Source organism: Micromonospora sp. NPDC049257 (genome assembly GCF_040678915.1).
GTDB classification, from domain to species: domain Bacteria; phylum Actinomycetota; class Actinomycetes; order Mycobacteriales; family Micromonosporaceae; genus Micromonospora; species Micromonospora antibiotica.
Window position 1 is genome coordinate 1 of the sequence record NZ_JBFAQU010000044.1, and the last position, 25,667, is coordinate 25,667.

Genomic DNA, 25,667 nt, shown 5'->3' on the forward strand with positions numbered 1-25,667 from the left:
CTCCGAGGTGAACCTGTCCCCCGTCAACTGCATCCCATCACCCGAGTCACCCGCAAACCGGATCACCACCCGGTCCAACTGACGGATCTGCTTGGTCACGCCTGCACCTCGCTTCGCTCGGCCCCGCCGCGCGCGCGGCTGCACATGATGGTGACCCCGCCTTGCCCGGCCACGCGACCTCCCTGATGCGCCGCTGCGCGGTCCGCCCGTGGGCGGGCCCCGGCCCGCTGTCGTCTCTCGCTCCGAGCCTACGTCCCGGGCTTAGGGTCTCCTTGGTGGAGGTCCGACACCTGGGAAACTGGTCGAGGACATCTGGGAGACTATGCGGTGATTTGCGATGGCCGCCGTAATTGAGATCACCGCCCCACTCGTGGCGCCCCGCCGGTCAGCCGGAGCGCTCCGTCGCCGACGGCTCCGTCGCCCGCCCGGCCGTCCACCGTCGTAGCGAGCCGGTGGCCAGCCCGAGCGCCAGCGCCACCAGCAGGACGGAGGCCACGATCAGCCCGAGCGCGGTCCGCTGGGCGGAGGACATCGCGCTGACGTCCACCGACCCGCCCTGCGCCGCGATCAACCCCTGCGAACCGGTCGGCGCGGGAGCACCCACCGGCGAGGTGGCCAGCGCGGCGGCGGCGGTGATCCGGAAGCTCATCTGGACCTGCCGGGTCGGTCCCTGCTCCGGGTCCAGCCAGCCGATCACCGCCCCGGCCAGGGGGGCGTCGCGCTGGGCGTCCGGGGTGGCGGCGACCGTGAACCGGAGCGTCCGGGTCTGCCCCGCCGGCACGACGTCCAGGTCGCAGCGGGTCCGCGTCGGCGACATCGACGCACAGCCGGCCGGCGGGCTCAGCACGCTGACCCCGGCCGGCAACAGCACGTCGACCCGTCCGGCGGCGTCCACCCTGCCGGTGTTGCCCAGGTGGGCCGCGAGCGCGGTGGGGCCGCCGCCGATGTCGAAGACCACCTCCTCGGCGTCCAGCAGTATCCCGGGCACCGGCGGGCCGGGTGGGAAGAGGACCGCGAAGCCCTCGTGGTCCTGCGTGGTGTCACCGGCGTCCGGCCCGGTCGCGGTGACCCGTACCGTGCCGCTGAGGGGCATCTGCCGCCAGGCGGTGCCGCTGACCCGGACCTGGATCAGGCTGCTGAACCGGTCGCCGGGCGCGGTGGTCCACTCGCCGCACTGCCAGCCGCCGTCACCGGCCGCCGCGCAACCCGGCGTCCCGGCGTCGGTGAGCCCGGCCGGCAGCGTGTAGGCCAGCCGCAGCCGTTCCGGCACGACGCCGGTGTTGGTGACCGTCACCTGCAGGGTGGCGACCGTGCTCCGGGCACTCCAGTACCGGTCGTCGAGGGTGATGTCCCCGGTGGTGACCTGGACCCCGACCCGACCGCCACCCGGCTGGGCGGGGTTCGGCCCGGAGGGTCGCGCGGACCGGGTGGGCAGCGGCGGCCTCGGGGTGGGAGTGGTGCTCGGCGTGCCGGCGGCCGTCGGCACCGGCGCCGACGTCGTGCCGGTCGGCTCGGGTGCGCCGGTCGGAGTCGGGCCCGGCGGCAGCGTCGGCGGCGCGCTGGTCGTGGCCGGTCCGGTCGCCGACGGCTCGACCGGGGGCGTCGGGTCGTCCGTCGGGTCACCGCCGGGGAGCCAGTCGTCGGTCGGGTCGACGGCCACCCGCGTCACGGTGGGGGGCGCCGCCAGGCCCGGTGTAACCCCGAGGGCGACCGCCAGCCCCGCCGCCAACACCGCTCCGACCAGGGCGGGGGTACGCCGGGCGAGGGACCGCCGAACGGTACGCGCGTCCACGCGGGACAATCTGACCTCCGTGACCCTGGGTGAGAGTTCATTATTCGGTAACAGTTGCGGCGGGGCACTAGTACCGGCGGAAAATAATCGGTGACGGGTCCCGGAGCCGCTCGCGTCGTCCCGGCCGGCCCGACGCCCGGTAGGCTCAGCCACCGTGACCGGTTACCTGGGCTCGTACGCGACGCTCGGGCTGCTGCTGCTCGCTGCCGTCCTCTTCTTCGTTACGGCGTTCTCCGCCAACCGGGTGTTACGTCCCGCCCGCCCGGCCGACCCGGCCGGTAAGCGGGCCGGCTACGAGTGCGGCCTCGACCCGGTCGGTGGCGACTGGGCGCAGATGCAGATCCGCTACTACGTGTACGCGTACCTTTACGTGCTCTTCGCCGTGGAGGCGGTCTTCCTCTTCCCCTGGGCGATGGTCTTCGACCGGCCCGGCTTCGGTGCGGTGACGGTCGCCGAGATGGGTGTCTTCGTCGCCGTGGTGGCGCTCGGCATCCTCTACGCCTGGCGCAAGCGCATCCTGCACTGGACCTGACCGCCCCCGCCGCCCGGCCGGCGGAGGCGGGGGTCAGCGGGGGCGGGAGTCAGCAGGGGCGGGGCGGCGGCCAGAGCCGGCCCGACCACGGCCCGACCACGGCCCGACCACGGCCCGACCACGGCCCGACCACGGCCCGACCACGGCGACGTCGCGGGCGCTCAGGCCAGGCCACGGCGGGTGACGGCGGGCGGCCGGTCGCCCCGGATCGAGGCCACCATGTCGAGCACCCGCCGGGTGGGCAGCACCTGATGGGCGCGGAACACCCGGGCGCCGAGCCAGGCCGACACCGCCGTCGCCGCCAGGGTGCCCTCCAACCGTTGCGCCACCGGCAGGTCGAGGGTCTCGCCGATGAAGTCCTTGTTCGACAACGCCACCAGCAGCGGCCAGCCGGTGTCGGACAGCTCGCCCAACCGCCGGGTGATCTCCAACGAGTGCCTGGTGTTCTTGCCGAAGTCGTGCGCCGGGTCGATCAGGATGCCGTCGGGGCGTACCCCCAGGGACACCGCGCGTTCGGCGAGCCCGGTCACCGTCGTGACCACGTCGGCGACCACGTCGGTGAAGGCGGCCCGGTGCGGCCGGGTCCGCGGGGCCAACCCGCCGGCGTGCGAGCAGACCAGGCCGACACCGGTCTCGGCGGCCACCCGGGCGAGCGCCGGATCGGCCCCGGACCAGGTGTCGTTGAGCAGGTCCGCGCCGGCCGCCACCGCCTCGACCGCCACCTCGGCCCGCCAGGTGTCGATCGAGATGACCACCTCGGGGAACGCGGCCCGCACGGCGGCGATGGTGTCCACCGTCCGGCGGATCTCCTCGGCCACGTCGACCTCGTCGCCCGGCCCGGCCTTCACCCCGCCGATGTCGATGATCTCCGCGCCCTCGGTGACCGCCCGCTGCACCGCGCGCAGGGCGCTGTCCTGCGCGAAGGTGGCACCCCGGTCGAAGAAGGAATCCGGCGTTCGATTGACGATCGCCATCACCACCGGCTCACCCGGGGCGAAGGTCCGCCCCCCGAGCCGCAGCGCCCCGGACAATTCAGCCTCCCGCAGGTCACCGGCCGGACGACCCGGCCGATGCCGACGCTAGCCGGTCGCCCGCCCCCGCCCTCGGGCCGGTTCGGCACCCGCTACCCGCACCGCTGCGGGCCGGGTAGCGCCAGAAGATCGGTGACGATGATGGTGGTTGGGGTCGCTCCGGAGGGTGTCGCCGTGCCACGATCTCCTCATGGGTCAGACTCTGCTCATTCTGGTCGTCGCGTTGACCGTGGCGGCGGTCGTGTTCGGCGTGACGGTGCTGATCTCGGGTCGGGACGGGCTCGCCCCCGCCGAACCCGACGGCAGAGCCGTCCCGCTGCCCGGCGGCCGGCCCCTGCGGGAGTCGGACGTCGGCGCGCTGCGCTTCGACACCGCCCTGCGCGGCTACCGGATGGACCAGGTCGACCAGGCGATGCGCCGGGCCGGCTACGACATCGGTTACAAGACCGAGCTGATCGGGGTGTTGGAGGCCGAGATCACCGCGCTGCGGGAGGGCCGTACCGACGACGCCGACGTGCTGCGCCGTACCCGGGAGGAGGCCGTGGGCACCCCGCCCGACGGCCCCCCGGCGACGCCCGCCGCCGAGGCACCCGGCCCGGAGGACGGCCCGACCGTCGAGGTCGGGCCTGCGGACCCGGTCCCCGCGCCGACGACCTCCGGGGCCGGGGCGACCGGCGACCGCACCGACACCGACCAGCCCGGGACCGACAAGCCCGATACCGACAAGCCCGGGACCGACCGGGCCGAGGGTGCCGCCGCGGACCGCCCCGGCGGTGCGGTGGTCCGGTCGGAGCCGGTGTGACCGGACCCGGCCCGGCCGGTGGTGGGGTGGCCGACGAGGCCGCCCAGCCCGGCGCGGGCGAGTTCACCGCCACGGTGATCGTCAACGCTCCCGCCGCGCGGGTCTTCGCCGCGCTGACCGACTGGGAGGGGCAGTCCGACTGGATCCCGTTGACCCGGGTGCGGGTGGTCGAGGGCGACGGCGGGGAGGGCAGCCTCGTCGAGGCGGTCACCGCGCTCGGCCCGGCCGTGCTACGCGACGAGATGCGGGTGGTCCGGGTCGACGCCCCGTACGAGGTGGGTGTGGTGCACTGCGGCAGGCTGCTGCGTGGCCCCGGCGTGCTGCGGTGCACCCCGCTGGCCGACGACCGTACGCAGGTGGTCTGGCACGAGTGGTTCCACCTGCCCGGCGGGTCGGCCGGGCGGGTCGCCTGGCCGTTGCTCTGGCCCGGTTCCAAGGCCAGCCTGACGCTGGCGCTGAAGCGTTTCGCCCGCCTGGTCGAGGCCGGCCGCCTGCCCCGCCCGCCCACGCCCTGACGCCCCGCAGCGCGGCCGGCCGGGTCGCGTCACCCGGCCCCGATGCCGGGTGTCAGGCCCCTGGCCTAGCGTGTGACGGGTGACTGACCTGGTGACCGGCCCCGACGGCCTGCCCCGCTGCGCCTGGGGGGCGAGCACCCCGGACTACGCGTTCTACCACGACACCGAGTGGGGTCGGCCGGTGCGGGGCGACGACGCCCTCTACGAGCGACTCACCCTGGAGGCGTTCCAGTCCGGGCTGTCCTGGCTGACGATCCTGCGCAAACGCCCCGCGTTCCGGCTCGCCTTCGCCGACTTCCGGATCGAGCGGGTCGCCACCTTCGGCGACGCGGACGTGACCCGGCTGCTCGCCGACGCGGGCATCGTCCGCAACCGTGCCAAGATCGAATCGGCGATCGTCAACGCCCGCGCCGCACTGGCCCTGCCCGAGGGGCTCTCCGCGCTGCTCTGGTCCCATGCGCCGGCACCCCGGCCGACCCGGCCCGGGTCGTTCGCCGAGGTGCCGGCGACCACCCCGGAGTCCGTCGCGCTGGCCAAGGCGCTCAAGAAGCGGGGCTTCCGCTTCGTCGGCCCCACCACGGCGTACGCGCTGATGCAGGCCACCGGCATGGTCGACGACCATCTCGCGGGCTGCCACGCCGGCACCGTCTCCTCCCGTGATGGGATGGCTCCATGACCGTGACCGACCACCGCAGCACCGGCCCGACCGACGTCGACGGCGGGCCGGGCGGCGACGCCTGGGCGGTGCTGCTCCCGGCCGGGCGGTACGACGCCGAACGCCTCGTCCACCATGACACCCTGGAGCTGACCGTCCCGCCCGGTGTGCCCGCCCCCCGCCCCGGCGACCCGGTGGCGGTGCTGGCCGACGAGCCGTCCCGGCTGGTGGCGCTGGGCCGGGTGGCCCGCCTCGACGGGGAGACGCTGCTGGTGACCTACACCCGGCGGTCGTTCGACGCGCCGGTGCCGACCGGGCAGGTGAGCGTCGCCGGGCCGGTCACCCCGCTCGCCCCGGGCACCTACCGTGAGCTGGCCGACCGGCTCGGCCCGCCGCCGCCCCGCCGGACCTGGCTGGTCAGCCTCGACCTGCCGATCGAGGCCGAGTCGCCGGCCGAGGCGGTCCGGCTCTTCTGGTCGTACGTGCGGGAGTTGGGCCCGGCGGAGCTGCCCGCGTTCGTCTCGCCCAGCGGCGACGAGTTGGCCATGCAGGCGTTCGTGCTGGGCGTCGAGGCCAACCAGGACCCGGAGGAGGACGACTAGCCACCCGCCGACCGGGTATGGGCGCTCGGGTGCCGGCAGCCGGTCGGCGGGGTGAGGGAGAGCCGATGCGGTTCCAGGACAAGGTCGCGTTCGTCACCGGTGGTGCCTCGGGGCTCGGGGAGGCCACCGCCCGTCGGTTCGCCGCCGAGGGGGCCCGGCTGGTGATCGCCGACATCAACGCCGAGGGTGCCCAGCGGGTGGCCGCCGAGCTGCCCGACGCGCTCGCGGTGACCGTCGACACCGGTGACGCCGACGCGGTGGAACAGGGCATCGCCGACACGGTGCGGCGTTACGGCCGGCTCGACGTCATCTTCAACAACGCCGGCATCGACGGCCGGCAGCAGCCCCTGCACGAGATGGACGTGGACAACTGGCAGAAGGTCCGGCGGATCAACGGTGACGGCGTGTTCCACGTGCTCAAGTACGGCATCGAGGCGATGCTGCGGGGTGGTGGGGGTGCGATCGTCAACACCTCGTCCACGACCGGCCTGGCGGCGCAGGAGAACATCTCCCCGTACACCTTCACCAAGGCCGGCATCGTGGGGCTGACCCGGTCGGCGGCGGTGGAGTACGCGGCCCGCAACATCCGGGTCAACGCGGTCGCTCCCACGGTGGTGATGACTCCGCTGGTGCAGCACTTCATCGACAGCGCCCCCGACCCGGCGCAGATGCGGGCCCGGATGGAGTCGTTCAACCCGAAGCCGGGCATTCCCACCCCGGACGACGTGGCCGGTGTGGTGCTCTTCCTCTGCTCCGACGACGCCACCTGGATCACCGGCCACACCGTCCCCATCGACGGCGGTTACGTGGCCCGATGACGGCCGACCGGATGTCGTCCGGGATCCGCGTCACCGCCACGGCGTGGCCGGCACGGTGTCCCGGGTCGGTCCACCCGGCCCGGGACACCGTGCCGGTCCGACGCTCAGTTGCCCTGGAAGACGGGCTTCTGCTTGTTGACGAAGGCGGTGGTGGCGGCCCGGTGGTCGGCGGTGGCCCCGCAGATCGACTGGGCCTGCGCCTCGGCGGAGAGGGCGTCGGCGAGGGTGCCGGCGTCGGCGATGGACAGCTGCCGCTTGATCGCCCCGTACGCGACGGTCGGGCCGGCGGCGAGCCGGGCGGCCAGCTCGTGTGCGGTGGGCAGCACCTGCTCGTCGTCGTCGACCAGCCGGGTGAGCAGACCCAGCCGGGTCGCCTCGGCGGCGTCCACCGGCTCGGCGAGCATCAGCAGCTCGACGGCCTTGGCGTGGCCGACCAGCCGGGGCAGCGTCCAGGACGCCCCGGTGTCGGCGGCGAGGCCCACCCCGGCGAACGCCATCAGGAACTTCGTCTTCGGCCCGCCGATGCGGAAGTCGGCCAGGAACGCCAGCGAGGCGCCCGCCCCGGCGGCCATGCCCCGGACCGCGGCGACCACCGGTTTGGGCAGGTTGGCCAGCCGGGCGGCGATCGGGTTGTAGTGCGCCCGGACGGTGTCCAGCGGGTCGCGGCCCGGCGACTCCAGGACCTGGACGTGCTCGCGCAGGTCCTGCCCGGCGCTGAACGAACCGCCCGCCCCGGCCAGCACCACGGCCCGGCAGGACCGGTCGGTCTCCAACGCGGCCAGGGCGTCCCGCAGGGCCTCCTTGAGCGCCACGTCGAGCGCGTTCATCGCGGTGGGGCGGTTCATGGTCAGGGTGACCACGCCATCGGTGCGGTCGACGAGCAGCGGCTCGGTCACGTCTCTAACGGCCCTTCTGTCGGGGGACCCGGTTGCCGGCGTCGAGGCACTGCTCGACGTACCGGTCGGCGGCCGGCCGGAGCCGGGCGGCGTGCCGGTCGAAGAAGCTGGCGGCGGCGGTGCCGGGCCAGCGTTCGGGGAGCAGTGCCGGAGGGAGTTGAGGGTCCTGGAACAGGAAGGTACGCCACGCGTGCACCAGCCGGAACCGGGCCGCGTACGCCTCCTCGTCGCCGCTGCGCACGGTCACCCCGGCCAGTTGGGCGCGCTGTTCGGCGACGAACCGTTCGTAGGCGTGCCCGATCTCGCGGAGGTCCCAGGCTCGGCGGACCACTCCCATCGCGCCGGGGGTGCCGGCGGCGTGGGCGGCGGTGAACCGCTCGTAGCGCACCCCGGCCTCCTCCAGCAACACGTCGACGTCCTCGCTGGCCCGGGTCGCCACCCAGGTGTGCTCGTCGAGGGTGCCGTAGCCGAGGAAGCTGAGGTTGGCGGCGAGCCGCTGCCGGTCCCGGCGGGCGGTCGGGGTCGCCAGGACGAGCAGGTCGAACCGCCCGTCCCAGGTGATCCGGCCGGTCCGGTAGATTCGGGCGGCGGCCTCGTCGAGCCGACGGACCGCCTTCGGTGTGATCGAGTAACCCGGGCCGGAGGCGAGCCGCAGGGGCTCCAGCCAGCCCTGGCGGACCATCCGGGACACGGCGGTCCGCACGGCCGGGGGAGCGACGCCGAGCGGGGCCAGCAACTTCACCAGGGCGGCGACCGGTGCGCGCCCACCTCTCGTGCGGAGATGGTCGCCGTAGAGGTCGAAGAGTGCCGACCGTGCCTGCATGACCGCACATTGTGACAGGCCTTCTCAAGATAAGCTAGGTGCTGTTACATCAATGCCGCTCCGGTTTGGGTCCGGCGGTGTTCATCAGGGAAAATCGTGGTCGACGCCCCCGCGTACCTTGCGGGTGGTCAGCACGAAGTGGCTGTGGGGCAGTACACCGACCCTGATGTTCAGGTCTGAGGGGAGACAACATGGCGGCGATGAAGCCGCGGACGGGCGACGGTCCGCTGGAAGTCACCAAGGAGGGTCGGGGCATCGTCATGCGGGTCCCGCTGGAGGGCGGTGGCCGGCTCGTCGTCGAGATGACTCCCGACGAGGCCAACGCGCTCGGTGACGCGCTGAAGGCGGCTGCCGGCTGATCGGCCGACACTCCGTGCGGTGCCGCGCGGAAGGTCCTGGTCCCTGAGTCACCGGCACTACCGGTGACTCAGGGACTTCGTCTGTCCCACGCGGGTCGTCGAGGTCCCGCACCACGAATTTTCCCGGAGGTACGGTCCAGCGTGCTCGCCATCAGTCTCGCCGTCACCACCGACGGGCCGGACGTCCTCGTCCTGCCCGTCCGCGCCGCCACCGCACCGGACGACGCCGCGCCGTCGCTGGTCGCCACCGCACCACCACCCGCCGACGAGGTGCGGGGCGAGGCGGAGGCACTGCTGCCGGTGACCCGGTTGACCGGCCGGGCCGGCGAGACACTGACCCAGCTGCGTCCCGGCCGTACCCCGGTCCGGCTGCTGCTGCTCGGCGTGGGTGACGGCGGGGAACGGGCCTGGCGGACGGCGGGCGCCGCCCTGGCCCGGGCCGCCGTAGATGAGACACATGTCACGTTGGCGCTGCCTGTCGACGTGCCGGCCGGGGTGGTCCGGGCCCTCGTCGAAGGGCTGCTGCTCGCCTCGTACCGGTTCCGGCTGACCGAGGCGGGGCCGACGCCCGCACTGGCCGGGGTGACCCTGCTGACCGCCGCGCCGGACGCGTACACCGGGGCGGTCGAGACGGCCCGGACCACCGCCGCGATGACCCGGCTCGCCCGGGATCTCACCAACACCCCCTCCGCGGTGAAGAACCCGGAGTGGTTCGCCGCCCAGGTGGCCGACGCCGCCGCCGACCAACCCGACCTGCACCTGCGGGTACGCGGGCCGCAGGAGCTGGCGGACGAGGGCTTCGGCGGCATCGTCGCCGTCGGTGCCGGCTCGGCCAGCGGCCCCCGCCTGGTCGAGCTGGACTGGCGGCCGGCCGACGCCCGGCTGCATGTCGTGCTGGTCGGCAAGGGGATCACCTTCGACACCGGCGGCATCTCGATCAAGCCGGTGCCGGCGATGAAGCTGATGCGCAAGGACATGGCCGGTGCGGCGGCGGTCGTCGCGGCCACCCTCGGCGCGGCGGCGCTGCGGCTGCCCGTGCGGGTCACCGCCCTGACCCCGTTGGCCGAGAACATGGTCAGCGGGGCCGCGTTCCGCCCCGGCGACATCATCCGGCACTACGACGGCACGACCAGCGAGAGCACCAACTCCGACGCGGAGGGCCGGCTGGTGCTCGCCGACGCGCTCGGCTACGCGGCCCGGGAACTCCGCCCCGACCTGCTGATCGACCTGGCCACCCTGACCGGGGCCAACGCGGTGGCGTTGGGCAAGCGGACCGGCGCGCTCTACAGCGAAAACGACGAGCTGGCCGCCGCCGTGCTGGCAGCCGTGGCCGACGCCGGTGAGGCGGCCTGGCGGATGCCGCTGCCCGCCGACTACCTCGAACACCTGGGCAGTGACCTGGCCGACCGGCACAGCTCCCCGGACCGGGGTGCCGGCTCGGTGATGGCCGCGCTCTACCTGCGCGAGTTCACCGGTGAACTGCGGGACCGTTGGCTACACGTCGACATGTCCGCGCCGTCCTGGGCCGACGGCGACGACGCGGAGCTGACCCGGGGCGCGACCGGCTGGGGTGTCCGGGGCCTGCTGCGCTGGCTGGCGACGCTGGACTGAGCGGCCGCCGGGCCGGGTGCCCGCCCCGCGTCCCGACGCGGTCGGCGCCCGGTCGCCGGTCGGCGCCCGGTCGCCGGTCAGCACTTGACCGCGGCCAGCAGGCCGTGGCCGACCGGGAGCAGGGCCGGGATCCACTGCTCGGCCTCCCGGATCGCCTTGACCGTCTCCCGCATGGTCACCGTCTCGGCGTCCCGGGCGGCCGGGTCGCCGATCCGGCCGCTGGCGAAGCCGCCGTTGAGGGCGAGCACCCCACCGGGGCGCAGCAGCCGCAGGGCGGCGTCGACGTACGCGGCGGAGCCGGTCGCCTCACCGTCCACGAAGACCAGGTCGTACGCGCCGTCGGCGAGCCGGGGCAGCACGTCCAACGCCCGCCCGGTGATGATCCGGGTGCGGCCGGACGGGAAACCCGCCTCGACGAGGATCCGCCGGGCGATCCGCTGGTGCTCGATCTCGACGTCGATGGTGGTGAGCACCCCGTCGGCGCGCATCCCGCGCAGCAGCCACACCCCGCTGACCCCGGTGCCGGTGCCGATCTCCACCACCGCGCGGGCGTTGCCGGCGGCGGCGAGCAGGCGCAGTGCCGCCCCGGCCCCGGGGGTGACCGCGTCGAGGCCGACCTCCCGGGCGAGGCTACGGGCGGTGGCCAGCACGATGTCCTCGCCGACGTACGACTCGGCGAACTGCAACGACTGCGCCGTCGGGCTGCCGGAACTGGCGACCGTGGCGATGGGACACCTCCGGGCGGTGGCGATGGTGCGAGGGGCGGGTGGGCGGTATGAGCCTAGAGGCGAGGTACTTTCCGCGCAGCCGCGAGTCCACCCCTGGCGGTTCCGGCGGGGCGGAAGCCGCCGTGGACGGCTCCGCCCGGGGCGGGAGTTGCCCGTGGCCGCCGGCTTGCCCGTGCTGGGTGCCGGAAGGTCAGTGGCTGCCCGGGGAAGGTCGGCGGCGGCCCGGGGAAGGCCAGTGGCGGCCCGGGGGAAGGTCGGCGGCGGGCGGTCGCGGCCGGGCAACAGCTGACTGCGTCCGGCGCATCCGTGCAATCCTGGATGCGGTGCCCCCTGCGCCGTGACCGCCACCCCCGGTCGTGGCCCGGGGCACCGGGGGACGGACTGGGAGGCACCGACGTGACCGACGGCTGGGACTGGCGAGCGCCCGGCGGGACTCCGGGGTCGGCGGGGCCGCCCCCCGGTCCGCCGCAGACGGGCCCGACGACGCCGTACGGCGGTCCGCCGTCGTCCGGCGGCCACGGCGGGTCGGCGTCGCCGTGGTGGTCCGACGCGCTCGCCGACCCGTGGCGGGACCCGTACGCCCCGTCGGCGGTCGTGCTGCCGAGCGTGCCGGCCCCCGGGGCGGCCCCGGAACCGGTCACCGACCCGGATGCGCCGGGCCGGCCGAAGCTGCGCCAACTGCTGATCGTCCCGTTGATCGTCGCGTTGCTCGCCGGCACCCTGGGCGGTGCCCTCGGTTATGCCTTCGCGGTGCGCGGCGGGGTCGGCGGTGGGGTCACCCTGGGGGCTCCGGGCGAGGGTCCGGCTCTGGCCCAGCGTCGCCCGGACTCGCTGGCCGGGGTCGCCGGTCGGGTCCTGCCCAGCGTGGTGACCATCCGGGTGGCCAGCCTGGGCGGCACCAGCGAGGGGTCCGGGTTCATCGTCAGCGCCGACGGTTACGTGGTCACCAACGACCACGTGGTCGCCGACGGCACCGGCCGGGCGTCGGTGACCTTCAACGACGGCAGCAGCTCCCCGGCGACGGTGGTGGGTCAGGACCCGGAGTCGGACATCGCGGTGATCAAGGTGAACCGCAAGGGCCTGCGGCCGATCGAGTTCGGTGACTCCGAGTCGCTCGCGGTGGGGGACCCGGTGCTGGCCATCGGCTCGCCCCTGTCGCTGGCGAACACGGTGACCGCCGGCATCATCAGCGCCCTGGACCGCACCATGCAGGCGGGGGAGCCCGGCGGGCCGGTCCGCTACTACGCCGCGATCCAGACCGACGCGGCCGTCAACCACGGCAACTCGGGTGGCCCGCTGGTCGACTCGGCCGGCCGGGTGATCGGGGTGAACTCGACGATCAGGTCGCTGGTCGCGGAGGGGCAGGAGGCGGGGAACATCGGGCTCGCCTTCGCCATCCCGATCAACCAGGCGAAGCGGATCACCCAGGACATCATCGGCACCGGCAAGGCCCGGCGTACCGTGATCGGGGCCCAGGTCGCCGGCACCGGGACCGCCACCCGGGCCGGCACCGGCGTGCGCCTGGCGGCCGTGGAACCGGCCGGCCCGGCGGCGGCGGCGGGCCTGCAGACGGGCGATGTCGTCCTGCGGCTCAACGGGCGGCCGATGAACGAGCCGACCGACCTGATCGCCCTGGTCCGCAAGTTCGCCCCGGGGTCGGTGGTGACGGTGGAGTACCGGCGTGGTTCGACCCGGCAGAACGCCTCGGTGACGCTTGCCGCGGATGCCAAGTGAGGGCCGGTCACCCCCTCCCGAAGCGGGGCCTGACGTGCGTAGTCTTGGTACGACGCGACGAGGAGGCCCCGCGGTGCTCGACAACCTGAACTGGTGGGAGATCGGCGTACTGCTGCTCCTGGCGTTGCTGATCTTCGGGGACCGGTTGCCCAACGTCATCAGCGACGGCCTGCGGATGGTGCGCAACCTGCGCAACATGGCCCGCAACGCGACCGGTGACCTGAGCCGTGAGCTGGGCACCGACATCCAGCTGGAGGATCTGCACCCGAAGGCGTTCATCCGCAAGCACCTCCTCAGCGAGGAGGACGAGCAGGCGATCCGCAAGCCCCTCCAGGGTGTCTACGACAATCTGCGGGCGGATGTCACCGGGGTGCACGAGGAACTCAAGGACATCGCCGACCGGGTCGACCCGCGCGCCGCCGTCCGGCGGAGCACCGCGACGAGCACCGCCGCCGTTCCTGCTCCCGCGCCGGCCCCCCGCCCCAGCTACGACGACGCCACCTGACGGTCTGATCCACTCGGTGCCGGGCCGGTTGCGGTGTCCCCGGCCGGGGACACCGCAACATCGGCTCACATGAGTGGACCACCCCTGCCCGCCGGGGCGGGTGTGGTCAGCGGCCGGCGGGGGTGAGACCCAGCGGCTTGCCGAGCAGCGACTCGCGACGTACCGCCAGCCGGTCGGCGACCTGGCGCAGCGCCTTCGCGGCGGGCGCGTCCGGTGCGGACAGCACGATCGGGATGCCGGCGTCGCCGCCCTCACGGACCCGGGTGTCCATCGGGATCTGCCCCAGCAGCGGCACCTGCGCGCCGATCGTCCGGGTCAGCGACTCGGCCACCTCCTGGCCGCCACCGGCGCCGAAGACCTCCATCCGGGAACCGTCCGGCAGCTCCAGCCAGGACATGTTCTCGATGACACCGACGATCCGCTGGTGGGTCTGCAGGGAGATCGCGCCGGCCCGCTCGGCGACCTCGGCGGCTGCGGCCTGCGGGGTGGTCACCACCAGGATCTCGGCGTTCGGCAGCAGCTGGGCGACCGAGATGGCGATGTCGCCGGTGCCCGGGGGCAGGTCGAGCAGCAGGACGTCCAGCTCACCCCAGTAGACGTCACCGAGGAACTGCTGCAACGCCCGGTGCAGCATCGGGCCGCGCCATACCACGGCCGCGTTGCCCGGGGTGAACATGCCGATCGAGATGACCTTCACGCCGTTCGCCTGCGGCGGCATGATCATGTCTTCCACCCGGGTGGGCTTGCCGTCCGCGCCGAGCATCCGGGGCACCGAGTGGCCGTAGATGTCGGCGTCGACCACACCGACGGACAGGCCCCGGGCGGCCAGCGCGGCGGCCAGGTTGACCGTGACGCTGGACTTGCCCACGCCGCCCTTGCCGCTGGCCACCGCGTAGACCCGGGTGCGGGAGCCGGGCTGGGCGAACGGGATCACCGCCTCGTCGGTGCTGCCGCCGCGCAGCTTGCCCTGCAACTCCTGCCGCTGCTCCGGGCTCATCACCCCGAAGTCGATCTCGACGCCGGTCACCCCGGGCACCGCGCCGACGGCGGCGGTGATGTCCCCGCGCAGCTTGTCCTTCAGCGGACAGCCGGCCACGGTGAGCAGCAGCCCGACCCGGACCACGCCGTCCTCGCCGATCTCGGCGGAGCGGACCATGCCGAGGTCGGTGATGGGCCGGCGGATCTCCGGGTCGTTGACGGTGGCCAGCGCGGCCTGGATCGCGTCGGAGAGGGTGCTGACGGGAGCTGACATGCGGGCAATGCTACGTCGGCCGGGCGGGACGACCGCCGGCAGCGGGGCCGGGTGTGAGCGAATCGATCGGTCGGTCCGGCCCGCCCCGCTCCACGGACAAACCTGGACGATCAGGTACGGGGCCCGCTGGCGCTCCGGCCCGCGACAAGCGGGTCACCGACGCGGGGTCGACCCCCGGTCGGGCCGCCGCCAGCCCACCCGTGCCGGTCCGGCGTCGCGGGCTCAGCTCTCCGGGCGGTGGCCGTCGCGCACGTAGTCGCCGTCGAGATCGTCCCGGGGCTCGTCGAGCGGCGGCTCACCACCCCCGGAGCGTCCCTCACCCCCGGATCGTCCCTCACCACCTCCGGGGCGTGCGGTAGGCCGGTCCAGCTGCCGCAACTCCCGCTTCTGCCGGCGCTGCGCCGCCGCGTCCAGCTCCTCGGCCAACCGGACCAGCTCGGAACGGAGGAAATCCCGGGTGGCCACCTCGCCCAGGGCGATCCGCAGCGCGGCGACCTCCCGGGCCAGGTACTCGGTGTCCGCCTTCTGCATGGTCGCCCGGCGGCGGTCCTCCTCCAGCGCCACCCGGTCCCGGTCCGTCTGCCGGTTCTGCGCGAGCAGGATCAACGGGGCCGCGTAGGACGCCTGCAACGACAACACCAGGGTCAGGAACGTGAAGGTGTACGGGTCGAAGCGCAGGTCCGCCGGGGCCAGGGTGTTCCAGCCGAACCACAGGGCGATCACCACCGTCATGTAGACGATGAAGTTCGCCGTACCCATCCCCCGGGCGATCCCCTCCGACCAGCGCCCGAACGCCTCCGGGTCGAACCGGGGCAGCTGGACGCCCCGGGGCTCGCGCGGCTGGTCCAGCCGTTCGGCCCGTCGTTGGTCAGCCATCGGTGCCACCGCCCGTCGGCCCGGCCACCGCGGCGGAGGACCCCGCGTCGTCGTCGTCGGACGGGGTGGTCACGGCGTCGCGGTCCCGCCAGTCCCGGGGCAGCGAGTGGTCCAGCACGTCGTCGACGGTGACCGCGCCGACCAGCCGGTTGTTCCGGTCGACCACGGGCATCGCCACCAGGTCGTAGGTGGCCATCCGGCGGGTTATCTCCGGCAACGGGGTGGTCGGGCGCAGCGGGTCGATGTCGTTGATCACGATCCCGCCGAGCAGGTCGGCCGGGGGCTCGCGCAGCAACCGCTGGAAGTGCACGATGCCCAGGTAACGGCCCGTCGGGGTGGTCATCGGGGCGCGGGTCACGAAGACCTGCGCGGCGATCGCCGGGGAGAGCTGCTCCTCCCTGATCCGGGCCAGTGCCTCGGCGACCGTGGCGTCCGGCGGCAGGATCACCGGCTCCGAGGTCATCACGCTGCCCGCCGTACCGGAGGTGTACTTGAGCAGTTGGCGGACCGGGTCGGCCTCGTCCGGTTCCATCAGGTCGAGCAGCACGTCCTGTTCGGGCGGGGGCAGCTCGTTGAGCAGGTCGGCGGCGTCGTCCGGGTCCATCTCCTCCAGCACGTCGGCGGCCCGCTCCCGATCCAGTGCGGCGAGGATCTCCACCTGGTCGCGTTCGGGCAGCTCGCCGAGCACGTCGGCGAGGCGTTCGTCGTCGAGGGCCGCCGCGACCTCGTTGCGCCGGGCGTCGGGCAGGTCCTGGAGCGCGTTGGCCAGGTCGGCGGGGCGCATGTCCTCCAGCACCGCCAGCAGATTGGCGGTGCCCCGGTTGTCGGCGATGCCGCTCAGCCCGCGTACCCGGTCCCAGTCGACCTGGTGCAGGTGGCCACGGCGGGTCAACCGGCTGGTCTGCTCGCGGACGGCGACCCGGGACAGCGCCCATTCGCCGCCCCGGCTGCGCTCCATCGCCACGTCCACCACCGCGCCGGGCTGGCCGCCCGGGTCGAGCTGCACCCGCCGGTCCAGCAGCTCCTGGAGGACGAGCAGCTCGTTGGGGCGTTTGGAGAAGCGGCGCAGGTTGAGGGTGCCGCTGCCGAGGACGACCGCGTCGGGGTCGATGGAGGTGATCCGGTTGATGGACAGGAAGATCCGGCGGCGCATCGGCATCTCGGCCACCAGCCCCACCACCTCGGGCGGGCGCTGGGTCGGCCGGATCCGGGCGACCGCGTCGCGAACCCGCCCCACCTGGTCGCCGTTCGGGTCGAAGACGGCGACTCCGGCGAGTCGAGCGATGTAGACCCGGTTCGGCGTACTCACGGCCACCAGCCTAAGCGCCTAGTGTTTATCACCATGTCGACCCTGGCCTACGAGATCGTGGACGTCTTCACCGACCGCCCGTTCGCCGGCAACCCCCTGGCCGTGGTGTTCGGCGCCGAAGCGCTGGCCACCGAGCAGATGCAGGCGCTGGCGATGGAGTTCAACCTGTCGGAGACGGTGTTCGTGCTGCCGCCGACCCAGGTGGGCGCCACCTACCGGGCCCGGATCTTCACCCCGACCGAGGAGCTGCCGTTCGCCGGGCACCCCAGCGTGGGCGCGGCGGTCACCGCCGGTCGCCGGGGGCTGTTCGGGGTCGGGTCGGTCAGTCAGGAGTGCCACGCCGGGGTGCTCCCCCTCGAGGTGACCGCGACGGGAGCCACCCTGACCGGCGGCACCCCCACCCTCGGACCGGAACTCGATCCCGAGCCGCTGCTGGAGATGGCCGGGCTCACCGCCGACGACCACACCGGCCCGGCCCCCCGGGTGGCCGGCTGCGGGCTGGAGTTCCCCTACCTCCCGGTGCGTCCGGACGCGGTGGCCCGCGCCCGGGTCAACGCGGCGGCGGCCCAGCGGTACGGAGTCGAACACGTCAGCGTCTTCTCCTGGGACGCCGACACGCAAACCGCACACGCCCGGGTATTCGTGCCCGGCCTCGGCATCCCGGAGGACCCGGCCACCGGCTCGGCCGCCCTGGGGTTGGGGGTGTGGCTGGTCGCCAGCGGTCTGCTCCCCGGGGAGGGGCGCAGCGGGTACGCCGTCCGGCAGGGCGCGGAGATCGGCCGCCCGTCCGCGTTGACCTGCACGGTGACCGCCGAGGGCGGGATGGCGGTCGGGACGACCGTGGCCGGCCAGGTGATGCCGGTGGCCCGGGGTGAGATCGTCGTCCCACCGTTCGTGGGCTGACCGCGGTCGGGTGGGAGCTGCGAGAGGATGCGGGTGTGACGGACGAGGTGGCTGCCTCCCGGTCGACGCCACTGGTCGACGAGGCGATGAAGAAGGCCGCGGTGGCATGGGTGGGCGTCGCGGACGGGCCGGCGACCGCACTGTGGTGCGTACCCCTGGAGGGGGCGTTGTTCGTGGTCAGCGGGCCGGGGGAGCAGACCGCGCCGGGCCTGGCCGACGCCGACGCCGCCCGGGTGACCCTGCGCGGTGACCACGGCGGACGCATCGTGACCTGGCCGGCCCGGGTGACCCGGCTAGCCCCGGGCACCCCGGAGTGGGAGACGTCGGCACCGCTGGTGGCGGCGAAGCGGCTGAACGCCTCCGGCCCGACCGCCGACCTGGTGGCCCGCTGGGCGGCCGACGGCTGCGCGCTGACCCGCCTCGCCCCGGACGGCCCGCCGGACGCCGGGCCGGCCCTGCCGGACGCCTCCCTCGCCGCCGAGCCGCGCGGCGCGGCCGTGGTCCGGGCCACCCGCAAGCCGTTCCGCCTGCACCGGGTCCGCCGCCGCTGACCCACCGCCCGGCGTCCACACCCGCGACGCCGCCCGTGTGAGGATGACGCACCGTGTCCTCCGCTGCCCCGCACCCGCGCCCACCTGTCGATCCGCTGACCGTCGGTGTGCTCGCGATCGCCGTCGCCTCGGTCTCGTCGTCGGCCCCGCTGATCGCCTTCGCGGCGGCTCCCGCGCTGGCCGTCGCAGCGTGGCGGAACCTGCTCTCGGCCGCCGTGCTCGTCCCGTTCACGCTGGTCCGCCGGCGGGCCGAGCTGCGCACCCTGACCGTCGGGGCGGGCCGTCGGGAGGGCTGGTACTGCGTGCTGTCCGGGGTGGCGTTGGCCGCGCACTTCGCCACCTGGATGCCGAGCGCCCAGCTCACCTCGGTCGCGGCGGCCACCGCCCTGGGCGCCACCCAGCCGGTCTGGCAGGGGCTGATCGCCCGCTGGCAGGGTCGGCGGCTGCCGTACGCCGTCTGGGTCGGTATCGGGCTGGCGGTGACCGGCGCGGTGCTGGCGACCGGCGCGGACGTCGGCGTCTCCGGCCGGGCCTTCGCCGGTGACCTGCTCGCGGTGGTCGGCGGGATGTTCGCCGCCGTCTACACCGCCTTCGGCGAACGGGCCCGCGCCACCATCAGCACCGCCACCTACACCACCATCTGCTACGGGGTGTGCGCGGTGATCCTGCTGGTCGTCTGCCTGGCCGGCGGGGTACGGCTGCACGGCTACGGCACCAGCACCTGGCTGGCGATCGCCGGGCTGGTGGTGGGGGCCCAACTGCTCGGCCACTCGATGTTCAACCACGCGCTGCGCCGGGTGTCGGCGACCACGATCAGCGTGTTGATCCTGCTGGAGGCGCCCGGTGCGGCACTGATCGCCTGGGCCTGGCTGGGGCAGCTGCCGCGCCCGTTCGCCCTGCCCGGGTTGGCGCTGCTGCTCGCCGGGGTGGCCGTGGTGGTGCTCGGCGGGGCCCGCGCCGGCCGTCGCCCCGCCCCGCCGGCGGTCCCCGCCGACGCCGCCCCGCCCTCCTGAGCGATTCCGCCCAAACCACGGGCAGGGGACCCCGGCACGCGTGAGAGTGCGGGGGGGAGGTGGGGCGATGTCGGGGCGCAACGTGGACGACGACCGCAGCGACACCGTGGTCACCCCGTCGGCCGAGTTCCCGCCGCTCGACCCCGCCGAGATGGACACCCTGCGCCGGGTCGGCGCGCACTGGCGGACCGGAAGCCGGCCCGCCCTGCCGGTCGACCCGACGCTGGACCGCTACCGGAACCGTCCCGCCCCGGGCCGGTTCAGCCGACTGGCCCCGATCGCGCTGTTCGAGCCGGAACCGGGTGGCCGGGACGGGCGGGACGGGTTGATCGCCGCCGAACCGGCGAACCGCCCCGACTCCCACCTCGGCCGACGGCTGGGCCGGGTCCGGCGGGTGGTGCTCGGCCCACCGTTGGCCAGCGCTGCCGTGCTGCACGAGCGGATGCGCAAACTGGTGGCCCTGCCGGTGCTCTCCTCCGACCTGCTCAGCTCGGTGGCGTACGGGCCGGAGGCGCTGCTGACCGTGCTGGTGCTGGCCGGCAGCGGGGCGCTGGGCCTGGCGCTGCCCCTGTCGGCCGGGCTGGTGCTGTTGATGGTGGCCGTCGGGATCTCCTACCGGCAGACCATCCCGGCGTACCCGCACGGGGCCGGGTCGTACCTGGTGGCGGGGGACAACCTGGGGGTCGGGGCGGGGTTGACCGCCGCCGCCGGGCTGATGCTGGACTACGTGCTGACCGTGTCGGTGTCGATCGCCGCCGGCCTGCACGCGGTCACCTCGGCGCTGCCGGGGCTGACGCCGTTCACCGTGCCGCTCGGGGTGCTGGTGATCCTGCTGCTGCTCGCCGGCAACCTGCGCGGGGTACGCACCGCCGGCAACATCTTCGTCCTGCCCACGTACGCCTTCGTGGTCGCCGTGCTGGGGTTGCTGGTGGTCGGCTACCTGCGGGCGGCCGGCCGGGGGTTCACACCGGTGGCCCCGCCGGTCGTGCCGGCGGCAGAGGGTCTGGGCCTGCTGCTGGTGCTGCGGGCGTTCGCCTCCGGGGCGGTGTCGATGACCGGCATCGAGGCGGTCTCCAACGCGGTCCCGGCGTTCCGCCCGACGGAGTGGCGCAACGCGCGGACCACGCTGGGCTGGATGGTGGCGATGCTGGTGGTCCTCTTCGCCGGGCTGACCCTGCTGATCCACCTGGCCGGTCTGGTGCCCCGCCCCGGTGAGACGCTGCTGTCCCAGCTCGCCCGGGTCACCTTCCCGACCGGCCCCTGGTACGCCGTCGTCCAGGCGACCACCGCGCTGATCCTGCTGCTGGCGGCGAACACCGCGTTCAACGACTTTCCCCGGCTGCTGTTCTTCATGGCCCGCGCCGGTCACGCGCCGCGCCGCTTCCTGCACCTGGGCGACCGGCTGGCGTTCGGCAACGGCCTGGTGGCGTTGTCCGGGACGGCGATCGTGGTGTTCGTCGCGTTCGGCGGGCACACCGAGAAACTGATCCCGCTGTACGCGGTGGGGGTGTTCCTCGCCTTCACCCTGTCGCAGAGCGGCATGGTGGTGCACTGGCGGCGGCACCGGGACGCCGGCTGGCGGCGTCGGGCGCTGGTCAACGGGGTGGGCGCGGTCCTGTCCGGCCTGGTGCTGCTGACCGCGGCGGTGGCGAAGTTCACCGAGGGCGCCTGGGTGGTGGTCGTCGCCGTACCGCTGCTGGTGCTGCTCTTCCGCCGGATCCACCGGCACTACCGCGACCTGCACACCGCCCTGGCCCTGCGAGCCCCGCCGGCAGCTGCGGAGCCTGGGGCGGGGCCGCAGCCGGTGGCGGGAGGGGGCCCGCCGCCCTCCGGGACGGGGCACGGGGTCGGGCCGCCCCGGCCTCCGGCGGGCAGGTCCGTCGAGGGCGAGGAGCTGCCGCAGGAGCTGCGGCACCTGGTGGTGGTCCCGGTGGTACGCCTCAACCGGGCCTCGATGCGTGCCCTGGCGTACGCGGTGTCGCTGGGCCGGCCGACGCTGGCGGTGCACCTCGCTCCGGAGGACGCCGAGGCGGACCGGTTCCGGGAGCAGTGGCGGGCCTGGGGGGACCACGTGCGGCTGGAGACGATCGTCTCGCCCTACCGGGCGGTGGTCGGGCCGTTGGCGCACTACCTGGCGGCGTTGCACGTCGCCGCGCCGGAGCTGGTGCTGACCGTGGTGGTGCCGGAGGTGCTGCTGCGCCGGCCGTGGCACCGCCTGCTGCACAACCGCACCGGTCAACGGCTGCGCCGGGCCCTGCGGGCGCTGCCCGGCGTGGTGGTCACCACCGTCCCGGTCCACGTCGTCGAGTGAGGACCACCCCGGCGGCGCGGGGCGGTCGCCCACGCCACCGTTGGCCGGCCGGGTGGCGGCGTCCTCGCCTACTGCCCACGCCCGATCATGCGCTCCTGCTGGGGCGAGTCAGGATGAGGTCGACCAGGAGGATCGGCGTCATCGCGACCGCCCCCACGAGCGCCGCCTGCCAGACCGGCAGATCCGCGATCAATCCGACGACGACCAGGATCAGCAGTGCCACTGGATACGCAACCCGCACGTGACGCGCCATGACCCGACTGTAGCGACCGCCGGCACCTGCCGAGCACGCCGCGAACAGGGCCCCGGCGGACCGTCGAGCAACGCGTCGCCGGGGCCAAGGAGAACATCAGGATCGTGGAGATCTGTTGTCGCTCCAGCAGCAGGAGATCTCCACAGAACAGGGTGTCTCGCAGGGCCTGCTCGTTTCGACGGATGGGATCAGTCTGCCGGCACCGCCTTCACGTAGACGCCTTCGCCCTGGCGCCCCGAGCATCTCGGGACGGCCACGTCGGTCCCGGGGCGCAGCAGTTGGTGTGGGGCCCCGTCAGGCGGCGAGGCCGACGGCGGTGGCGCTGGCGGTCCAGAGGCGGGCGGCCAGGGCCGGGTCGGCCGCTCTCGGCCAGGGGCGGCGCAGTCGCCGGTCGGCGTAGTAGCCCCCGTCGACCAGCCGGGACGCGGGCTGGTTGGCGAGCCAGAGCAGGGTCTCTGCGCCCTTCTCCGGGCTGCGGAACGGCATCACCCGCATGCCGAGGGCGACCAGCCTGCTGTCCGCGCCGAACCGGGTCCGCACCACCCCCGGGTGGAACGAGTACGCCGGCACGTCGGGCCAGCGTCGGGCCGCCTCGGCGGCGAACAGGATGTTGGCCTGCTTGCTGGTGCCGTACGCGCGCATCGGCCGGTAACGGCGCAGCGCGGCGTTGAGGTCGTCGGGGTCGAGGGTCCCGCTGCGGTGCGCACCGGAGGCGGTCACCACCAGCCGGCCGACCCGGTCGATCAGCAGGTTGCTCAACAGGAACGGGGCCAGGTGGTTGGCCTGGATCGACAGCTCGAACCCGTCGACCGTGGTGAGCGGCTCCAACACGATCGCCCCGGCGTTGTTGGCCAGCACGTCGATCCGGTCGTACGCCGCCCGCAGCCGCTCGGCGAGCCCGCGTACGTCGTCCAGCACGGCGAAGTCGGCGCGGAAGAGTTCGGGGCGCTCGCCGGACGCCTCGCGTACCCGGTCACCGGCGGCCTGGAGGCGGGCCGGGTCCCGGCCGACCAGCACCACCCGGTCGCCCCGCCGGGCCAGCGCCACGGAGGCGGCCAGGCCGATGCCGGAGCTGGCCCCGGTCACCACCACGGTCCGCCGCCCGGCGAGATCTTCCACAGGTCCGTTCACCCCGGTCACGGCACGAGGTTACCGCGAGGTCACCAAGCCCCGGGGACCGTCGGGTCCCTGTCATGTCCAGCGCCGTGCGGGCCATCGACGCCGCCGCTCCTGCGGGTCCGCCAACACCGACGCGCCCTGGCGGTCCCGGCCGGGTCGACCCGCACCCGCACGTCACCCCATCGCGGCAGTGACCCGGTGGGCCGCCCCGGGTCCCGGGGCGGCCCCGCTGCTCAGTAGCTGGTGCCGTAGCCGGTCGTCGACTCCTGGTTGGCCAGCCAGACGAAGAAGACCACCAGGGCGATGGTGGCCAGCACCGCGATGACGGTGGAGATCCAGCCGACGACGATGCCGGCGGTGGCGAAGCCGGCGCCGCCCTCGCCCCGCTCCCTGATCTGCTTGCGGGCCACGTGGCCGAGGATCGCGCCGATGATGCCGATGTAGCCGCCGAGCCCGTAACCGCACAGGCCGATCGCGCCGATGATCGAGACGATCATCGAGGCGATGGCGAGGCCGCTCTGCGGGGGCGGGGGCTGGTAGCCGCCGTAGCCGGGGAACCCGGCCGGCTGCGGGTAACCGGACGGTTGCGGGTAGGCGGCTGCGGCAGCGTACGGGTCGACCGGGCCGGCCTGGCCGGGGATGAGCGGCGCACCCGCGTACGGGTCAGCCGGGGCGTACGGGTCCTTGCCGATCGGTTGGGCGGAAACCGGTGGGCCGCTGGCCGGCAGTGTCGGATCGGGCTGGTGGCCCGACCATGCCGGGTCCTGCCAGCCGTCCGAGGGCGGGGGGTAGGTCATCTGATCTTCTCCGTCGCATGTAGGTGCGCCGTCAGGGTAGCCAGGGTGCAACAGCGGTGGGGTCCGCCCGTGGTGGCTCGTTGCCCACGTCGCACCGAGCGGGCAGGATCGCGGCATGGCTATCGACGCACGTGGGGCCGACCGATCCGGCAGCCGACCGAGGCGGGACGTGAGCCGTCCCGGCCTGGCCCGGCGCACCCGCGCCGTCGGCGGCGGCAGCGACGCCGGCCAGGACGAGCCGGTGCCGGTGGCCGACCCGGTGACCATGCGGCTGGACGGCCGGGTCGCGCTGGTCACCGGCGCGGGCAGCGCGGACGGCATCGGGTACGCGACCGCCCGCCGACTGGCCGACCTGGGTGCCCGGGTGGCGATCGTCTCCACCACCCGGCGCATCCACGACCGGGCCGGGGAACTGGGCGTGACCGGCTTCGTCGCCGACCTGACCGACGAGTCCGAGGTCGGTGCACTGGCCGACGCGGTCGCCGAGCAGCTCGGTGACGTCGAGGTGCTGGTCAACAACGCCGGCCTGGCCAGCCGGGCCAGCCCCGAGGTGCTGCGTCCGGTGGCCCAGCTCAGCTATGACGAGTGGCGCGGCGAGATCGACCGGAACCTGACCACCGCGTTCCTGTGCAGCCGGGCCTTCATCGGCGGGATGGCCGAACGGGGCTGGGGGCGGATCGTCAACCTCTCGGCGACCGCCGGGCCGGTCAAGGCGCTGCCCACCGAGGCGGCGTACGCGGCGGCCAAGGCGGGGGTGGTCGGGCTGACCCGGGCGCTGGCGATGGAGATGATCGCCGACGGGGTGACGGTGAACGCGGTGGCCCCGGGGACGATCTACACGGCGGCGTCCACGATCGCGGAGATCAAGCAGGGGTTGGGCACCCCGGTCGGCCGCCCCGGCACCCCCGACGAGGTGGCCGCCGCGATCAGTTTCCTCTGCTCGCCGGCGGCGTCGTACATCACCGGGCAGATGTTGGTGGTCGACGGCGGCAACAGCGTCCGGGAGGCGCAGTTCCGCTGATCAGTACCCGGTGTCGCTGCTGCCGCTGGCGCCGGCCCACACGACGAGGGCCAGCCAGCCGCAGCAGACGAGCACCCCGATCACGGTGAACGCGTAGCCCAGGACCAGCCCCCAGGGTGGCGAGCTGGTCGCCAGCCTCGCCGGTGCGGCGGATCTGCCGCTTGGCCAGGTGGCCGAGGACGATGCCGGCCGGGGCGAAGACGAAGGCGAGGACCAGGGACAGGATCGCCAGCACGTTGGTTTCACCGCCGGGCCGCCCGTACTGCCCGGACGGCGGGTACGCCGGCTGCTCCCACGGCTGTCGCCCCCACTGTTGCTGTCCCCAGGGCTGTTCGCCCGGCGTCGGCTGCCCCCAGGGTGGTTCGGCGGGAGCCGGCGGTGTCCGGTCCGGCGACCCGTCCTGCGGTGGCTGCCCCCACGGCGGTGGCTCGTCCGGCGATGGCTGTCCCCAGGACGGTGGGGTCGGCGGAGCGGACTGCGGCGGTTCGGCCGGCTCACCGGTCGGCGGTGGTTCGGCCGGGTGGCCCGACGGGGACGGTCCGGTGGGCTGCGCCCAGGGCGACGGGTCGGGCCGGGGCGGTTCGTACGGCGATGGTGGCTGCTCCGGTCCCCCCGGTGGCGTACTCACGGTGTCCGCCTTCCGCCGCAGGTCAGTGGTCTTTTCTCCTGCGGACGCTACCGGTAGCGGTGCACCTTTTCCCGGGGGTTGGCGGGACGGGGTCGCCCGGCGGTAGGCGGGACGGGTCGCCGGCGGGTCCGGCTCCGGATCGGCGTCGGTCTCAGCGGCCGTACGCTGCGGCGTCCCTCGTTCACGCACTCCGGGCACTGGTGGCCGACCGGAGCGTCCCGCATGCAGTCC

The 25,667-nt window shown here is 74.3% G+C and carries 26 protein-coding genes and 1 pseudogene; 15 read left to right on the plus strand and 12 right to left on the minus strand.

Annotation, left to right across the window (positions count from 1 at the left end; all coding sequences use genetic code 11):
- Positions 1–385: 385 nt before the first annotated feature.
- Complete coding sequence (locus AB0K25_RS31070; RefSeq protein ID WP_363823937.1) at positions 386–1,792, minus strand: hypothetical protein; 1,407 nt, start codon at positions 1,790–1,792, stop codon at positions 386–388.
- 154 nt (positions 1,793–1,946) lie between these two features.
- Here AB0K25_RS31070 and ndhC point away from each other — a divergent pair, with 154 nt between their 5' ends.
- Positions 1,947–2,324: an NADH-quinone oxidoreductase subunit A gene (gene ndhC, locus AB0K25_RS31075; RefSeq protein WP_091254266.1), complete on the plus strand. Its 378-nt coding sequence runs from the start codon at positions 1,947–1,949 to the stop codon at positions 2,322–2,324.
- Positions 2,325–2,485: 161 nt separating this feature from the next.
- Here the strand turns inward: ndhC and folP are convergent, their stop codons facing one another.
- Positions 2,486–3,355, minus strand: a complete 870-nt coding sequence (gene folP / locus AB0K25_RS31080) for a dihydropteroate synthase (RefSeq protein ID WP_208570356.1) — start codon at positions 3,353–3,355, stop codon at positions 2,486–2,488.
- Positions 3,356–3,545: 190 nt separating this feature from the next.
- Between folP and AB0K25_RS31085 the strand changes: the two genes are divergently transcribed.
- The 5 genes from AB0K25_RS31085 (at position 3,546) to AB0K25_RS31105 (ending at position 6,747) form a co-directional block, all read left to right on the plus strand.
- Positions 3,546–4,157 (plus strand): DivIVA domain-containing protein, encoded by a 612-nt coding sequence (locus AB0K25_RS31085; RefSeq protein WP_219466777.1) that lies wholly within the window; start codon positions 3,546–3,548, stop codon positions 4,155–4,157.
- Positions 4,154–4,672 carry an SRPBCC family protein gene (locus AB0K25_RS31090; RefSeq protein WP_219466780.1) on the plus strand — a complete coding sequence of 173 codons (519 nt, stop codon included), beginning with the start codon at positions 4,154–4,156 and terminating at the stop codon, positions 4,670–4,672. Before AB0K25_RS31085 ends, AB0K25_RS31090 begins: the two co-directional genes overlap by 4 nt.
- A gap of 79 nt (positions 4,673–4,751) precedes the next feature.
- On the plus strand, positions 4,752–5,348 hold the full coding sequence (locus tag AB0K25_RS31095) for a DNA-3-methyladenine glycosylase I (protein ID WP_219466782.1): 597 nt from the start codon (positions 4,752–4,754) through the stop codon (positions 5,346–5,348).
- Positions 5,345–5,929, plus strand: coding sequence for a hypothetical protein (locus AB0K25_RS31100; RefSeq protein ID WP_219466783.1), 585 nt, complete (start codon positions 5,345–5,347; stop codon positions 5,927–5,929). Before AB0K25_RS31095 ends, AB0K25_RS31100 begins: the two co-directional genes overlap by 4 nt.
- A 65-nt stretch (positions 5,930–5,994) precedes the next feature.
- Positions 5,995–6,747 (plus strand): SDR family oxidoreductase, encoded by a 753-nt coding sequence (locus AB0K25_RS31105; RefSeq protein WP_208570361.1) that lies wholly within the window; start codon positions 5,995–5,997, stop codon positions 6,745–6,747.
- Positions 6,748–6,851: 104 nt separating this feature from the next.
- On the opposite strand, the gene AB0K25_RS31110 is transcribed toward AB0K25_RS31105, so the two are convergent.
- Together AB0K25_RS31110 and AB0K25_RS31115 are read right to left on the minus strand one after the other, a co-directional pair.
- Positions 6,852–7,643, minus strand: a complete 792-nt coding sequence (locus AB0K25_RS31110) for an enoyl-CoA hydratase-related protein (protein ID WP_208570362.1) — start codon at positions 7,641–7,643, stop codon at positions 6,852–6,854.
- Between the two features lie 4 nt (positions 7,644–7,647).
- Positions 7,648–8,466 carry a PaaX family transcriptional regulator C-terminal domain-containing protein gene (locus AB0K25_RS31115; RefSeq protein ID WP_219466786.1) on the minus strand — a complete coding sequence of 273 codons (819 nt, stop codon included), beginning with the start codon at positions 8,464–8,466 and terminating at the stop codon, positions 7,648–7,650.
- A 191-nt stretch (positions 8,467–8,657) separates the two neighbouring features.
- On the opposite strand from AB0K25_RS31115, the gene AB0K25_RS31120 reads away from it, so the two are divergent.
- Both AB0K25_RS31120 and AB0K25_RS31125 read left to right on the plus strand, forming a co-directional pair.
- Positions 8,658–8,825 (plus strand): DUF3117 domain-containing protein, encoded by a 168-nt coding sequence (locus AB0K25_RS31120; protein WP_007455245.1) that lies wholly within the window; start codon positions 8,658–8,660, stop codon positions 8,823–8,825.
- Between the two features lie 237 nt (positions 8,826–9,062).
- Complete coding sequence (locus AB0K25_RS31125) at positions 9,063–10,436, plus strand: leucyl aminopeptidase family protein (RefSeq protein WP_255598957.1); 1,374 nt, start codon at positions 9,063–9,065, stop codon at positions 10,434–10,436.
- A 77-nt stretch (positions 10,437–10,513) separates the two neighbouring features.
- On the opposite strand, the gene AB0K25_RS31130 is transcribed toward AB0K25_RS31125, so the two are convergent.
- Positions 10,514–11,122 carry an O-methyltransferase gene (locus tag AB0K25_RS31130; RefSeq protein WP_244253447.1) on the minus strand — a complete coding sequence of 203 codons (609 nt, stop codon included), beginning with the start codon at positions 11,120–11,122 and terminating at the stop codon, positions 10,514–10,516.
- A 423-nt stretch (positions 11,123–11,545) separates the two neighbouring features.
- Between AB0K25_RS31130 and AB0K25_RS31135 the strand changes: the two genes are divergently transcribed.
- Both AB0K25_RS31135 and AB0K25_RS31140 read left to right on the plus strand, forming a co-directional pair.
- Positions 11,546–12,898, plus strand: a complete 1,353-nt coding sequence (locus AB0K25_RS31135) for a trypsin-like peptidase domain-containing protein (protein WP_219470637.1) — start codon at positions 11,546–11,548, stop codon at positions 12,896–12,898.
- A 73-nt stretch (positions 12,899–12,971) separates the two neighbouring features.
- Positions 12,972–13,403 (plus strand): preprotein translocase subunit TatB, encoded by a 432-nt coding sequence (locus AB0K25_RS31140; RefSeq protein ID WP_219466789.1) that lies wholly within the window; start codon positions 12,972–12,974, stop codon positions 13,401–13,403.
- 106 nt (positions 13,404–13,509) lie between these two features.
- On the opposite strand, the gene AB0K25_RS31145 is transcribed toward AB0K25_RS31140, so the two are convergent.
- The 3 genes from AB0K25_RS31145 to AB0K25_RS31155 form a co-directional block, all read right to left on the minus strand.
- Positions 13,510–14,655, minus strand: a complete 1,146-nt coding sequence (locus AB0K25_RS31145; RefSeq protein ID WP_208570365.1) for an Mrp/NBP35 family ATP-binding protein — start codon at positions 14,653–14,655, stop codon at positions 13,510–13,512.
- 222 nt (positions 14,656–14,877) lie between these two features.
- A complete protein-coding gene (locus tag AB0K25_RS31150; RefSeq protein ID WP_357536128.1) occupies positions 14,878–15,531 on the minus strand; it encodes a DUF1003 domain-containing protein in 654 nt (217 codons plus the stop codon).
- The gene (locus tag AB0K25_RS31155) at positions 15,524–16,840 is read right to left on the minus strand and encodes a CBS domain-containing protein (RefSeq protein WP_357536130.1); all 1,317 of its coding nucleotides are present in this window, start codon (positions 16,838–16,840) and stop codon (positions 15,524–15,526) included. Before AB0K25_RS31155 ends, AB0K25_RS31150 begins: the two co-directional genes overlap by 8 nt.
- A 33-nt stretch (positions 16,841–16,873) precedes the next feature.
- On the opposite strand from AB0K25_RS31155, the gene AB0K25_RS31160 reads away from it, so the two are divergent.
- The 4 genes from AB0K25_RS31160 (at position 16,874) to AB0K25_RS31175 (ending at position 21,618) form a co-directional block, all read left to right on the plus strand.
- Positions 16,874–17,743 carry a PhzF family phenazine biosynthesis protein gene (locus AB0K25_RS31160; RefSeq protein WP_357536132.1) on the plus strand — a complete coding sequence of 290 codons (870 nt, stop codon included), beginning with the start codon at positions 16,874–16,876 and terminating at the stop codon, positions 17,741–17,743.
- Between the two features lie 35 nt (positions 17,744–17,778).
- The gene (locus AB0K25_RS31165; protein WP_219466793.1) at positions 17,779–18,294 is read left to right on the plus strand and encodes a hypothetical protein; all 516 of its coding nucleotides are present in this window, start codon (positions 17,779–17,781) and stop codon (positions 18,292–18,294) included.
- A gap of 53 nt (positions 18,295–18,347) precedes the next feature.
- Positions 18,348–19,307 carry a DMT family transporter gene (locus tag AB0K25_RS31170; protein ID WP_219466796.1) on the plus strand — a complete coding sequence of 320 codons (960 nt, stop codon included), beginning with the start codon at positions 18,348–18,350 and terminating at the stop codon, positions 19,305–19,307.
- A gap of 67 nt (positions 19,308–19,374) precedes the next feature.
- On the plus strand, positions 19,375–21,618 hold the full coding sequence (locus AB0K25_RS31175; protein ID WP_363823942.1) for an APC family permease: 2,244 nt from the start codon (positions 19,375–19,377) through the stop codon (positions 21,616–21,618).
- Between the two features lie 85 nt (positions 21,619–21,703).
- Here AB0K25_RS31175 and AB0K25_RS31180 read toward each other — a convergent pair whose 3' ends face one another.
- The 3 genes from AB0K25_RS31180 to AB0K25_RS31190 form a co-directional block, all read right to left on the minus strand.
- Positions 21,704–21,871: a hypothetical protein gene (locus AB0K25_RS31180; RefSeq protein WP_219466801.1), complete on the minus strand. Its 168-nt coding sequence runs from the start codon at positions 21,869–21,871 to the stop codon at positions 21,704–21,706.
- Positions 21,872–22,165: 294 nt separating this feature from the next.
- Positions 22,166–22,990: an SDR family NAD(P)-dependent oxidoreductase gene (locus AB0K25_RS31185; protein ID WP_208570416.1), complete on the minus strand. Its 825-nt coding sequence runs from the start codon at positions 22,988–22,990 to the stop codon at positions 22,166–22,168.
- Positions 22,991–23,223: 233 nt separating this feature from the next.
- Positions 23,224–23,787 carry a DUF4190 domain-containing protein gene (locus AB0K25_RS31190; protein WP_208570375.1) on the minus strand — a complete coding sequence of 188 codons (564 nt, stop codon included), beginning with the start codon at positions 23,785–23,787 and terminating at the stop codon, positions 23,224–23,226.
- Positions 23,788–23,971: 184 nt separating this feature from the next.
- Between AB0K25_RS31190 and AB0K25_RS31195 the strand changes: the two genes are divergently transcribed.
- Positions 23,972–24,808, plus strand: coding sequence for an SDR family NAD(P)-dependent oxidoreductase (locus tag AB0K25_RS31195; RefSeq protein WP_208570417.1), 837 nt, complete (start codon positions 23,972–23,974; stop codon positions 24,806–24,808).
- On the opposite strand, the pseudogene AB0K25_RS31200 reads toward AB0K25_RS31195, so the two are convergent.
- Positions 24,809–25,034: pseudogene (locus AB0K25_RS31200) on the minus strand (DUF4190 domain-containing protein). It abuts the gene before it with no gap.
- Between the last annotated feature and the right edge of the window lie 633 nt (positions 25,035–25,667).

What these genes read in the sequence shown, in the direction of transcription:
- AB0K25_RS31085 (WP_219466777.1), top strand. Translation starts at nt 3,546, where the DNA reads ATGGGTCAGACTCTGCTCATTCTGGTCGTCGCGTTGACCGTGGCGGCG.
- AB0K25_RS31150 (WP_357536128.1), bottom strand. Translation starts at nt 15,531, where the DNA reads ATGGCTGACCAACGACGGGCCGAACGGCTGGACCAGCCGCGCGAGCCC.
- AB0K25_RS31115 (WP_219466786.1), bottom strand. Translation starts at nt 8,466, where the DNA reads ATGCAGGCACGGTCGGCACTCTTCGACCTCTACGGCGACCATCTCCGC.
- AB0K25_RS31190 (WP_208570375.1), bottom strand. Translation starts at nt 23,787, where the DNA reads ATGACCTACCCCCCGCCCTCGGACGGCTGGCAGGACCCGGCATGGTCG.
- AB0K25_RS31160 (WP_357536132.1), top strand. Translation starts at nt 16,874, where the DNA reads ATGTCGACCCTGGCCTACGAGATCGTGGACGTCTTCACCGACCGCCCG.
- AB0K25_RS31180 (WP_219466801.1), bottom strand. Translation starts at nt 21,871, where the DNA reads ATGGCGCGTCACGTGCGGGTTGCGTATCCAGTGGCACTGCTGATCCTG.
- AB0K25_RS31105 (WP_208570361.1), top strand. Translation starts at nt 5,995, where the DNA reads ATGCGGTTCCAGGACAAGGTCGCGTTCGTCACCGGTGGTGCCTCGGGG.
- AB0K25_RS31145 (WP_208570365.1), bottom strand. Translation starts at nt 14,655, where the DNA reads ATGTCAGCTCCCGTCAGCACCCTCTCCGACGCGATCCAGGCCGCGCTG.
- AB0K25_RS31120 (WP_007455245.1), top strand. Translation starts at nt 8,658, where the DNA reads ATGGCGGCGATGAAGCCGCGGACGGGCGACGGTCCGCTGGAAGTCACC.
- AB0K25_RS31175 (WP_363823942.1), top strand. Translation starts at nt 19,375, where the DNA reads ATGTCGGGGCGCAACGTGGACGACGACCGCAGCGACACCGTGGTCACC.
- AB0K25_RS31100 (WP_219466783.1), top strand. Translation starts at nt 5,345, where the DNA reads ATGACCGTGACCGACCACCGCAGCACCGGCCCGACCGACGTCGACGGC.